General features: G+C 55.5%; 6 protein-coding genes. 4 read left to right on the top strand and 2 right to left on the bottom strand.

Annotation, left to right across the window (positions count from 1 at the left end):
* Positions 1 to 56: 56 nt before the first annotated feature.
* On the bottom strand, positions 57 to 656 hold the full coding sequence (locus L1D43_RS14165) for a response regulator (RefSeq protein ID WP_239852576.1): 600 nt from the start codon (positions 654 to 656) through the stop codon (positions 57 to 59).
* A gap of 203 nt (positions 657 to 859) precedes the next feature.
* On the opposite strand from L1D43_RS14165, the gene L1D43_RS14160 reads away from it, so the two are divergent.
* The 4 genes from L1D43_RS14160 to cydC all read left to right on the top strand — a co-directional run bounded on the left by L1D43_RS14160 (position 860) and on the right by cydC (position 8,872).
* Positions 860 to 2,728: a sensor histidine kinase gene (locus L1D43_RS14160; protein ID WP_239852575.1), complete on the top strand. Its 1,869-nt coding sequence runs from the start codon at positions 860 to 862 to the stop codon at positions 2,726 to 2,728.
* A gap of 731 nt (positions 2,729 to 3,459) precedes the next feature.
* Positions 3,460 to 4,515 carry a DUF4365 domain-containing protein gene (locus L1D43_RS14155; RefSeq protein WP_239852573.1) on the top strand — a complete coding sequence of 352 codons (1,056 nt, stop codon included), beginning with the start codon at positions 3,460 to 3,462 and terminating at the stop codon, positions 4,513 to 4,515.
* A gap of 815 nt (positions 4,516 to 5,330) precedes the next feature.
* Positions 5,331 to 7,094, top strand: a complete 1,764-nt coding sequence (gene cydD / locus L1D43_RS14150) for a cysteine/glutathione ABC transporter permease/ATP-binding protein CydD (RefSeq protein WP_239852571.1) — start codon at positions 5,331 to 5,333, stop codon at positions 7,092 to 7,094.
* Positions 7,094 to 8,872, top strand: coding sequence for a cysteine/glutathione ABC transporter ATP-binding protein/permease CydC (gene cydC / locus L1D43_RS14145; RefSeq protein WP_239852569.1), 1,779 nt, complete (start codon positions 7,094 to 7,096; stop codon positions 8,870 to 8,872). Before cydD ends, cydC begins: the two co-directional genes overlap by 1 nt.
* 129 nt (positions 8,873 to 9,001) lie before the next feature.
* On the opposite strand, the gene putA is transcribed toward cydC, so the two are convergent.
* Positions 9,002 to 12,181 carry a bifunctional proline dehydrogenase/L-glutamate gamma-semialdehyde dehydrogenase PutA gene (gene putA, locus L1D43_RS14140; RefSeq protein WP_239852568.1) on the bottom strand — a complete coding sequence of 1,060 codons (3,180 nt, stop codon included), beginning with the start codon at positions 12,179 to 12,181 and terminating at the stop codon, positions 9,002 to 9,004.
* Positions 12,182 to 12,276 lie beyond the last annotated feature (95 nt).

Genomic DNA, 12,276 nt, shown 5'->3' with positions numbered 1-12,276 from the left:
CAACAAAGGCAGGTCTTAATTCAATCTAGTTATCTGTTTTTATTGTAGGTTTGTTGTTAAATCTGGCTGTACTTGGCTAGTTCGGCCAGGTTGTGCACCTTGAGCTTTTTCATCACGTTGGATCTGTGTACCTCTATGGTGCGCAGCGACAAGAACAGCGCCTCGGAGAGCTGTTTGTTGGTCTTGCCCTGGATAAGCAGCTCAAGCACCTGATGCTCGCGATCGCTCAGGGTGGCCAGGTTGTGGCTCAGCTGCAGTGCCTCGAAGGCCTTCTGGCTATGGAGCATGCTCTTGTCGATGGCGGCCGCCAGGGCCTGACCCGATACCGGCTTCTGAAAGAAGTCGCAGGCGCCCTGACGAAAGGCATTGACCGCCATGGGCAGGTCGCCATGGCCAGTGAGGAAGATGATCCCCAGGGGGCTCTGCTTGGTCAGCAGCTCTTGTTGCAGCGCCTGACCGCTGATGGCCGGCATTCGGCTGTCGAGTATGACGCAGCCAGGCTGGCTCAGATCCACCTCTTCTAAGAAGCGCAGGCCAGAGACGAAGGTGGTCATCTCATAGCCGAACTGGCGCAGCATGAAGCTGAGGGAATCGAGGACGGCTTCGTCATCGTCCACCAGATAGAGGGGCATAGGTTGCGGCGTGGCTTGCGGCATAGCTTTAGTGGGTCGTTAGCCTTGGGTTGTATCTAGCCTAGCGCCTCTATTTGAGGCTGGCAAAAGGGGCATTTGGGCCTTTGAGACAGATCACTAAATGATAATTTTCTGATGGAGTCACGAGGGGATGTTTGCACCGCCTCACATCAAACTGCCCCTTTCTTGCCTAGAGTAGTAGGTTCAATAAAGTGACTGGGCGAGCGATGAAAGGGCGATTGGGTTATTGGTTGAGATCTTGTCTGCGGGCGGGATGGCTAAATCTCTGTATATCTGGCCTGTTTGCGTCAAGCCTGTTGCTGTTTAGCCAGCTAGCCCTTGCCGCGACGCCCGAAACAAGTACCGACGACCTTATTCATTTCAGGGTCGGGGTGCTGGCTAATCACGGGGTGCAGAAGGGGATAGAGCGCTGGCAGCCCATGATGGACTACCTGTCTCAGGAGGTGCCGGGTACGCATTTCGAGGTGGTTCCGGTGGATTTCGACGAGATGAGCCGCCAGCTGCTGGCCCACGAGCTACAGTTTATCGTCACCAACCCGGGGCAATACTTTAACCTCAGCAGTAACTTCCCCCTCTCCTGGCTGGCGACCATGAAGAGCCATATGCATGGCGGCGCCACCTTTGCCATCGGCTCTACCATCATCGTGCGCGCCGACAGCCAGATCTACACCCTCAAGGATCTCGAAGGCAAACACCTGGTGGCCAGCGATCCCCAGGCCTTGGGGGGCTATCAGGCCGCCATCGGCCTGCTGCATAAGATGGGCTATAACCCGGAGAACTACTTCGGCTCGCTGCGCTTCCTGGGCTTTCCCCTGGAGCCCATCGTCTATCAGGTGCGCGACGGCACGGTGGATGCGGCCATCACGCCCTTCTGCACCCTGGAGGAGATGATTCAGGACGGCCTGGTGAAGAAGGAAGACTTCAGGGTGATCCACCCCACCATGCCGGCGGGCTATGAGTGCCTGGTGAGCACTCAGCTCTACCCCAACTGGTCCTTTGCCGCCGCCGATACCGTGCCGCCAGCCATCACCCAGAAGATCACCCAGGCCCTCTATGCACTGGGGCCGGACCATCCCGCCGCCATTCAGGCCAAGACCCTGGGTTGGACGGCGCCCATCAGCCAGCTCAAGGTGATCAAGCTGTTTAAGGAGCTGCAACTCAAGGCGCCACCGCCGCCGCTGCACTACACGGTGCTCAAATGGATGGAGAAGAACAAGGAGTGGGGCCTGGCGCTGCTGTTGCTGTTTCTGGTGTCCACCGTCTATCACCTCTGGCTTGAGTATAAGTTTCGGCAGAAGAGCGACTTTCTGATCGACACAGAGCGTCAGCTCAAGGATAAGGCGCTGCAGGTGGAGCGGATGAAGAGTGCGGCTATTCTCGGCGAGATAGGCTCGGGCCTGGCCCATGAGCTAAACCAGCCCATCGCCGCCATCACTCAATACAGCGAGGGGGGCATGATGCAGCTCAACAGCCGCGGCGATGCCGACTCAGATCTGTATGAGCTGCTGGCCAAGATCAATGCCCAGTCTGCCCGGGCCGGCGCCGTGGTGCACCGCATCCGTGGCTTGCTCAAACGGCGTAAATCCCAATATGAAGCCCTCTCCTTAGACGAAGTGGTCACCAACACACTAGCGCTGTTTCGCCGCGAGTTTCAGCAGCAGGGCATCGTCCTCACCCAGGAGGTGCGGGGTGAACCCTACAGCCTGTTTGGCGACGGCGTCGGCCTGAGTCAGGTGCTGGTGAATCTGATCAAGAACAGCCTGGATGCCATGGCCGAGATGAAACCCGACAGGGAGAAGCGATTGCTGCTGACCCTTGAATATGGTGCCCAGCAGGCGACCCTCAGGCTGGTGGACAATGGCCCAGGCCTCAAGGGCAAGGCCCAGGATCTCATGGCCTCCTTCTACTCCACCAAGGACGACGGCCTGGGGCTGGGTCTGGCCATCTGCTGCGATGTGATGCGTCAGCATAAGGGACAGTTCACCATAGATAACTGCGCCGATCACGCCGATCTTCCCTGGCGGGAGGGATGCGTGGTGAGTTTGAGTTTGCCAAGAAACTTAGGAACTTGTTAGAAAACAAGTTAGCCAGTTTCTTCAATCGGGGGGGGCATCTCGTACTAGTTTGGTATTTGATTCGGGGTTGTAGCGTTTGGCCGCATGTCCATTTATTGAGTGGATTTCAAGGTCGTACCTTCGCTGTAATCTAACGCCTGCCCGGCGGGGGATGTGCAGATACGCCTGTGAGACGCCGCAAGTACGCTCCCTGTAGGCTCTGCCGTGACATCCCTGTCACGGAAGCTCACCGGCGTATCTACACTGGGTATCTAACGTCTCTTCGATTTGGCGGTATTTGGCGCGAGTAGCGTTTGGTGGCAGGTTTACTTGTTGAGTGAGTTTGAAGGTCGTACCTTCGCTGCTACCTAACGCCTGCCCGGCGAGTGCTGTACATGGAAGTACCAATGTCGTGATCACAAGGATGTGAAGGAGCGACGTATGTGCAGATACGCCTGTGAGACGCCGCAAGTACGTTCCCTGTAGGCTCTGCCGTGACATCCCTGTCACAGAAGCTCACCGGCGTATCTACACTGGGTATCTAACGTCTCTTCGATTTGGCGGTATTGGGTGCGAGTAGCGAATCTAAAGCCTGGGTTATTTTTGCCCCATTGCGTATTTTTTCAGATGGTGTATTTAGCAAAATGCTGATAAGTTCATTATATACAGATAGTTAACTGTGCGCGTTTTCATTGGTCCAACGAAGTAAACGCGCATGCGCACTAATAAGCTGTTAGATTTTTTGAGGAATCATGGGAACAACTAAACTGAAAAGCTCGGCAATGGCTAAAAGAGGAGTTAATTATGTTCGAAACATAATTGAATCCTCAAACAGTATCTTTCATGAGGTGCACCAAGAAAATGATTATGGTAACGATGCATTTGTAGAATTAGTAGATGAAGAAGACGTGAAGGGTATTACTGTCGCATTGCAAATTAAGTCGGGGAAATCTTTCTGTACCAATAAATCTTGCTCCATTCCTGCTTCTAAAAAGCACTTTGAGTACTGGAAGTCACACTCATTACCTGTAATAGGAATTGTCTATGATCCGGATGAAGATACGGCTTATTGGACAAATGTTAAACACCACATTGGCTCCGATAAGGACGTAATAAATAATGGACCTTACACCGTAACGTTCAATAAAACAGAGTTCTCAAGTTTCACGTTTCAATATTTTGAAAAGATATTCAAGCCCATACATTTGAAACAAGAGATCAAATTGTCACTTGAGGAATCAATAAAGTTTTCTGAATCGAACGACTATACAGAGCACTGTCTAGGCCTAAGCTCATTGGCTAGATGTCATGCCCAATCTGAAGAGGCTTGGATGAAAATACTTGATATTTTCAAAAGTTGGGACGTTAACGAGTTAGATTCAGGTATCTTGTACTATTTGGCACACATTCCTGGGCACCCTGATATATTCTGGCGTAGCGGGCAAGATATCCCAACTAGCTTAAGGAATAACTTACGCTCATCTATAGCATCCATGTCAGAAAGTGATGTTGTTAAAATGCTGAACTTGCTAGATGAAGATGATTGCTTTGAACGTGGCTCATTAGGGCAAAGTGCTGAATCTCTTATCTCGTTGATTCATCAAAAAGAACTCAAGCTCCTAGCTATCATTGAAAATAAAGAGCTAATGACACATACACGTGACTCGGCAGTGATTCTTTATGCTCATTATTTACAAGAGAAAGCCATTGGTATGTTGAAACTGCTTTGGGAAAAGCACCCTGAGTTAAGCTGGGCTAAAGAGATGGCCATACAGTTAGAGCAAGAAGGCTACGTATACCTTTACTAAAAAAATCTAACAAGTTGCTGCACACGGAAAAATTACTCGCTGAGTTCGCCTATATTCCGGTGAGCAAAGCGTTGCCTATACAAAAATTAATCCGAATCAGAATGGGTATGTCTAAAATCCAAACTTACTTTTGTCCAAAAATGTTTTAGAGCTAGGCTGTCCAGTAACGTTAAATCGAAGAGGCGTTGGATACCTGGTGTAGATACGCCGGTGAGCTTCCGAAACAGGGATGTTTCGGCAGAGCCTAAAGGGACTTATTCACGGCGTCTCACAGGCGTATCTGCACATGAGCCTGCGGCAGGCAATTAATAGCCATGAAGGTGCGATTTTCAGTCTCTCTAATTAATTCAAATTTGGGTCAAAGCTAAACCCATAGCAGCAAACAATAAGGTCAAGTCGAAGAGACGATAGATACTGGTGTAAACACGTTTTTGGCCTTCGAAATCAGGGATGATTTCGCAGAGCCCACAGGGACGTGCTTGTTGCGTGCCAAAAACGTGTTTGCACATCAGCCCACCGCAGGTGATAGATTGCCATGAAGGTGCGACCTTCAAAACCTTTTCAAACACTGATCTCGGTGGTGGCTAGTCCGCTAATCTAAATGTTTGTAGTGGGTAGATGATCCATCAAAATCCAACAAACCAGACACCCTAAAAACCAAACTCGATAAAAACTGAGTTCCCGGTTTTTTTGATCTAGCTCAATTTTTGTGAGCCTACTAACAATTCCCCACCCGCTGGTTTATTCCTGTGCGTGAGCCTGCGATACTCTTGCCATCGAACTTAGTGTCCCTGCCTGATAACGCGCGGAGCTCAATGGATAAGACCCTCGAAAAAGTCCTCGGCCGCTGGCTTAAGCAGCAAAAATCGGCCTGTGGCGCCTACCTCAATCTGACCGTGTTGTTTGGTGTGCTTACCGGCTTTGCCCTGGTGGCTCAGGCCTATCTGCTGGCGACCATGCTCCACGGTTTGATCATCGAAAACTTGCCTCGTGATGCCTTTACCAACGAGTTTATCGCCCTGATTGGCGTGATAGTGCTGCGCGCCGCGCTAGCCTATGGCCGCGAGCGCATCAGCTTCAAGGCGGGAATGTTGCTGCGAAGTCAAATTCGTCAGAGTGTGCTGGATAAGCTGGTGGAGCTGGGGCCTGTGTTTATCAAGGGGCGTCCGGCGGGCAGCTGGGCCAGCATAGTGCTGGAGCAGGTGGAAGACCTTCACGATTTCTATGCTAAATATCTGCCGCAGATGTTGCTGGCGGGCTTCATTCCCCTGACCATATTGGCTGTGGTGTTTCCCATCAACTGGGCGGCGGGGATTATTCTGCTGGGCACCGCGCCGTTGATCCCCCTGTTTATGATCTTGGTGGGCATGGGCGCCGCCGATGCTAACCGCAAAAATTTTGGCGCCCTGTCGCGCCTCAGCGGCCACTTCATGGATAGGCTGAGGGGACTTGGCACCCTGCGTCTGTTCCACGCAGGTGAGCGAGAGCAGCAGGCGATCGAGAATGCCTCTGAGGAGTTTCGCAGCCGCACCATGGCGGTGCTGCGCATGGCCTTCTTAAGCTCGGCGGTGCTGGAGTTCTTCGCCGCCGTCTCTATCGCCGTGTTGGCCGTCTATTTCGGTTTTAGTTTTTTAGATCATCTCGACTTTGGCCACTACGGCGCGGGTATGACGCTGTTTATCGGCCTGTTTGTGTTGATTCTGGCGCCTGAGTTTTATCAGCCCCTGCGGGATATGGGCACTCACTATCATGCCAAGGCCCAGGCCATTGGCGCCGCCGAGGCGCTGATGGAGCTGCTGAATCATCAAGGGGATGAGGCTGATGATGCGCCGCGCGTGCCTTTTACCAGCGAGACGCCTTTGAGCATTAAGCTGCAAGGGGTAGAGGTATTAAGCCCAGACGGTCAGGTGCTGCTGGGGCCGATAACGGCGGAGATCACCGGCGGCGAGCAGCTTGCCATCGTCGGGCCGAGCGGGGCGGGCAAGACCAGCCTGCTCAACATGCTATTGGGCTTCCTTGATTATCGCGGCAGCGTGCTGGTCAATGGCCAGGAGTTAAACAGCCTGGAGTCGGGCAGCTATCGTACTCATCTGGCCTGGCTTGGGCAGGAGCCGCAGCTGTTTCACGGCACCATTGGCGACAACGTCACCATGGGTAAGACGATGACGGAAGAGGCTATCTATACATTGTTGGACAGCGCCCGTATCGGCGATTTTGTGCGGGCACAGCCTCTTGGGTTCGCTCACCCCATAGGGGAGCAGAGCGCCGGAGTTTCAGTGGGTCAGGCGCAACGTCTGTGTCTGGCGAGGGCGCTTGGACAGTCGGCCAAGCTGTTTGTGCTCGATGAGCCGACCGCTAGCTTAGATAGCCACAGCGAGGCGGCGGTGATGCAGGCGCTGTTCGATGCGCGCCAGGGCGCCACCAGCCTGCTGGTGACCCATCGCCTGGATGCCCTCATCGATATGGACAGGATCTGGGTGCTCGATGGCGGCAAGCTGGTGCAGCAGGGGGATTATCACACCCTGATGGCCGAGCCTGGGCTGTTTAGCGACCTGTGCCATCGACAGGAGGAGGCGTAATGAAACACCTGCTGCCTTTTATCAAACTATTTAAGCGCCAGTGGCTGATGATGCTGGTGGGGCTGCTGCTGAGCCTGACTACACTCATGGCGGGGATCGGCCTGCTGTCACTATCGGGCTGGTTCCTGTCGGCTACCGCCGTGGCGGGACTGAGCGTGGTGACTGCCCAAGCCTTTAACTATTTCACCCCGGCCGGTGGGGTGCGTTTCCTCTCCATCGCCCGCACCGCTAGCCGCTATGGCGAGCGTCTGGCGACCCACGAGGCCACCTTCCGCCTGCTGACCGAGCTGCGCACCTGGGCCTGGGGCAAGCTGATGCCACTGAGCGCCAAGGATCTGAGCCATCTGCGCGGCGGCGATCTGCTCAACCGTCTGGTGGCCGATATCGACACACTGGATCATCTCTATCTGCGGTTAATAACACCGCTGCTGGCTTCGCTCTTGATGATCGCCGCCCTGTATGGCTTTCTTTCCTGGTTTGACAGTGAGCTGGCGCTGACCCTGTGCGGCGTGCTGCTGACTCTGTGGTTCCTGCTGCCTCTGGTCTTCTATCGTTTGGGCCACAGGCCGGGCATCGCCCAGCTGGAGAGCCGGCGTCAGTATCGGGTGCTGCTGCTGGAATACTTGCAAGGTCAGGCGGAGCTGACACTGTTTGGCGCCGAGAAGCGCTTCAGGGCCGAGCTGGACAGCGCTCAGGCCAAGTTGTTTACTAGCCAGTCCACCATGACGGCGGTGACCGCCCTGAGCCAGGCGCTGCTGATCCTAAGCCATGGCCTGGCCTTGGTGCTGCTCTGTTATCTCGCCGCCGATGGAGTGGGTGATAGCGTGCCGCCCGGGCCGCTGCTGGCGCTGGTGGTGTTTATGACGCTGGCCTGTATTGAGATGCTGATGCCGCTGGCAGGCGCCTTTCAGCACCTGTCGGCCTGCGTGCAGGCGGCCGAGCGGGTGAGCGATATTACCGAGCGTCGCCCGAGCATCGCCTTTGGTGACGATAGTCAGCTGGCGGTGAGTCGCGGTGAGCTGACCATCACGGATGTGAGCTTTGGTTATCAGCCAGGTCAGAAGGTGCTCGATGGCCTGAGTCTGACGGTGAAGCCGGGCGAGAAGTTGGCGCTGCTGGGGCAGACGGGCTGCGGCAAGTCGAGCCTGCTGTCGCTCATTACCCGGGAGTGGACGCCCGATGCGGGCACTCTGTTGCTCGATGGCCGCCCCATCGAGGCCTATAGCGAGCAGGCGCTGCGCCGCGCCATGACGGTAGTGAGCCAGCGCATCTATCTGTTTGCCGGGACGTTGCGCGACAACCTGACCTTGGCGCAATTTGAACAGGCGCCATCTCATGGGAGCCGCAGCGAACGCAAGGCATGGCGTGAGGCCAACGATGCCAAGCTTATCGCCGTGCTGGAGCGTGTCGGCTTGGGGGCTTTAACTCAGGGCGACAAGCCGCTGGATAACTGGATAGGCGAGGGGGGCAGGCAGCTCTCAGGCGGTGAGCGCCGCCGTATCGGCGTGGCCAGGGCGCTGCTGCGCGATGCGCCCTTGCTGCTGCTCGACGAGCCTACCGAGGGGCTGGATCAACGCACCGAGCGGGAGATCATGACGCTGCTGCTGGAGTTTGCCAAGGACAAGACTATGGTGATGATAAGCCACAGACTGACCGCCATGGACAAGATGGATAGCATCCACCTGATGGAGGCGGGCAAGATCCGCACTAGCGGCACTCACCAAAGCCTGCTGGCTCAGGATGCCCACTATGCCAGTTTGAACCGCGTGCTAAGTTAAGGCGTATTCTTCGCCTTGAGTGCTTAGTCCTTAGCTCTTAGTCCTCAGTTCTTTTAGCCCTTGTGACGGGTAATAAAAAAGCCAGTGGAGATCCACTGGCTTTTTTGTCGAACGCTCAAGCAGACGAGATTATTCGTCGCTGTCACCCAGAGAGAGTAGGGTAGCGTTACCGCCGATGGCGGTGATGTTGTTGGTACGTGTCTTCTCGGTCACGAAACGGGTCAGGTAGTGTGGACCACCGGCCTTAGGACCCGTGCCCGACAGGCCCTGGCCGCCGAACGGTTGCACGCCAACCACGGCGCCGATCTGGTTACGGTTGATGTAGACGTTACCCACGTTCACCTTGTCGGCCACTTCCAGGGCATGGCCCTCGTTGCGGCTGTGGATCCCCAGGGTCAGACCGAAACCGGTAGAGTTGATGTCGTCGATCACCTTAGGCAGATCGGCCGCCTTGTAGCGGATCACGTGCAGAATAGGACCGAAGTGTTCCTTCTCCAGTACCTTGATAGAGTCGATTTCTACCGCGGTCGGTGCAACGAAGTGACCATTTTCGGTGCCTGCCGGCAACTCCAGCTGGTTGAGCAGACGGCCCACCTGCTTGATATGGTCGATGTGGGCGTTGAGGTTCGCCTTGGCGGTCGCGTCGATCACAGGGCCGACATCCGTCTTCACCGAACTTGGGTTGCCTATGGTCAGCTCGTCCATGGCGCCCTTCATCACGTCGATCACGCGATCGGCGATATCTTCCTGTAGATAGAGCACGCGCAGGGCCGAACAACGCTGACCGGCGCTGGTGAACGAAGAGGAAACCACGTCGTTAACCACCTGCTCTGGCTGTGAAGTCGAGTCCACCACCATGGCGTTTTGACCACCCGTTTCGGCGATTAGCGGGATGATGGCACCGTCACGCTGGGCAAGTGTCAGGTTGATGCGCTTAGCGGTCACGGTAGAGCCGGTAAAGCAGACGCCGCCGATACGCTCATCGGCCGTGATGGTCGCACCGACGGTAGCACCCGTACCAGGTAGGAACTGCAGGGCTTCCTTAGGTATACCGGCCTCATGGGCCAGCTGCACCGCGCGGTAACCCACGATAGAGGTCTGCTCGGCAGGCTTAGCAACCACAGTGTTACCCGCCGCAAGGGCTGCGGTAACCTGACCTAGGAAGATCGCCAGTGGGAAGTTCCATGGGCTGATACAGACGAATACGCCGCGACCTTGCAGGAACAGCTCGTTCAGCTCACCCGTTGGGCCAGGAAGCAGCTCAGGCTTGCCCATCATCTTCTTGGCTTGGACCGCGTAGTAGCGACAGAAGTCGACCGCCTCGCGCACCTCGTCGATGCCATCTTGAATGCTCTTACCCGCTTCACGGGTACAGAGGGCGATCAGCTCTTCGCGATTCTCTTCAAGCAGATCCGCCAGCTTCTGTAGCGCGTTGGCACGTACTTCAACTGGGGTTGAGCACCAGCTGCCGAAGGCGTTGTGAGCGCTGGCCAGAGCCTGCTCGATCGCCTGATTGTTGGCGAAGGCAACCTTGCCGACGATCTGTGTGGTGTCGTACGGGCTCTTCACCTCAATGGTTTCACCGCTGAGGGTTTCGCCATTGATGATAGGGCCGGCAGACCACTGCTGGTCTTTGAACTTGTCCAGCGCGGCGAAGAAAGGCTCAGATTCTGAGATGATGTTCATGTTGATTCCCTTGGAGTTTTTACGCTCGGCGCCGAAGATGTCGATCGGCTGAACGATTTTATTGTTGGCTAGGGTTTTATAGCTTTGTAGGGTCGTCAATGGGTGGACAACCAAAGATTCGATCGGTGTCTTAGGGTCGACCAGCTTATGTACGAACGAGGTGTTGGCGCCGTTTTCCAGCAGGCGACGCACCAGGTAAGGCAGCAGATCTTTGTGGGCACCCACAGGGGCGTAGATACGAACCGTGCTGACGCCGCTCTCGGCCAGTAGGGTGTCGTACAGCTCTTCGCCCATGCCGTGTAGACGCTGGAACTCATACAGACGGTCGCCGGCCATGTCGGTGATGGCGGCCACTGTCTGGGCGTTGTGGCTGGCAAACTGCGGGTAGATGGCACCGCGGGTGGCGTCGGACAGCAGGTAGCGTGCACAGGCCAGGTAAGAGACGTCAGTGCCTGCCTTGCGGGTAAATAGCGGGTAGCCGCCTTCGCCGGCGACCTGAGCCCATTTGAGCTCGCTGTCCCAGTAGGCACCCTTTACCAGACGCACAGGGATCTCATCGCCCTGATCTTTGGCCAGACGGGTGATCCAGCACAGCACAGGCAGGGCACGCTTAGAGTAGGCCTGAACCACTATGCCTAGCAGGCCCCAGCCCTTGGCGGCGTCAGAGTTATACAGCTTTTGGAACAGCTTGAGAGACAGCTCGAGACGGTCAACCTCTTCGGCATCGATAGAGACGCCCACGTTGAGGCTACGGGCCTGAGAGACCAGCTTGACCAGGGTGTCATACAGCTCGGTCATGGTTCTGTCTTCGTTGGCCACCTCATAGCGAGGGTGCAGCGCCGATAGCTTGATAGAGATGGTTGGGCGTGGCGCCTCGCTCTCATCGTACTGCTGAGCGCCCAGTGCCGCGATGGCATTGGAGTAATCCTGGTAGTATTTCTGCGCGTCTTTCATGGTCAGGGCGGCTTCGCCCAGCATGTCGTAGCTGTGGGTGTAGCCCAGCTTGCGCTTGTCGGTACTGTTCTTCAGCGCCTCTTGCACAGTGCGGCCAAGGACGAACTGCTTACCCATGATCTTCATCGCGGCTAGCATGGCCTGACGGATCACTGGCTCACCCAGGCGGTTGACCAGACGGTTCAGCAGGCTGCTTGGCTTGCCATCGATATTCTTGTCCAGGGAGATGATCTTACCCGTGAGCATCAGGCCCCAGGTAGAGGCATTGACCAGGGTCGAGTCACTCTTGCTCAGGTGCTCGTCCCACTTGGCGCCGGAGAGCTTATCGTCGATCAGTGCATCGGCGGTGGCGGCGTCAGGGATACGCAGCAGGGCCTCGGCCAGACACATGAGGATGATCCCCTCTTGGGTCTCCAGGCTGTACTGTTGCAGGAAGGCGTCGATACCGACCATGAGTCCCTTCTTGTCGTATTGACGCACCTTGTGTACCAGGTCATGGGCACGCTTGGTAATACGTTGAATCTCTTCATCGCTCGAGGGAACAAGCTTAATCAGTTCAGAGAGGTATTGCTCTTCGTCGACAATATAGTTGTTGGTGATCGCTGTAAATAGCTCATCTAGGGTAGCTGAGTCGTAACGACCAGTCAGAACTTCACTTGCTTTGAACATAGTAATCACTTCCACCTGGACCTAAATAGGGACAGTTTTGGCTTGAACAAAAGGTAAGTTTTCAGGCGTTTAGTATTATTTTTGTATACAATCTG

Origin of the sequence: Shewanella sp. Isolate8 (genome assembly GCF_022398495.1) — a bacterium.
Classification (GTDB): domain Bacteria; phylum Pseudomonadota; class Gammaproteobacteria; order Enterobacterales; family Shewanellaceae; genus Shewanella; species Shewanella aquimarina.
The sequence above is the reverse complement of the archived record's forward strand: the minus strand, read 5'-3'. Positions and strand labels throughout refer to the sequence as shown.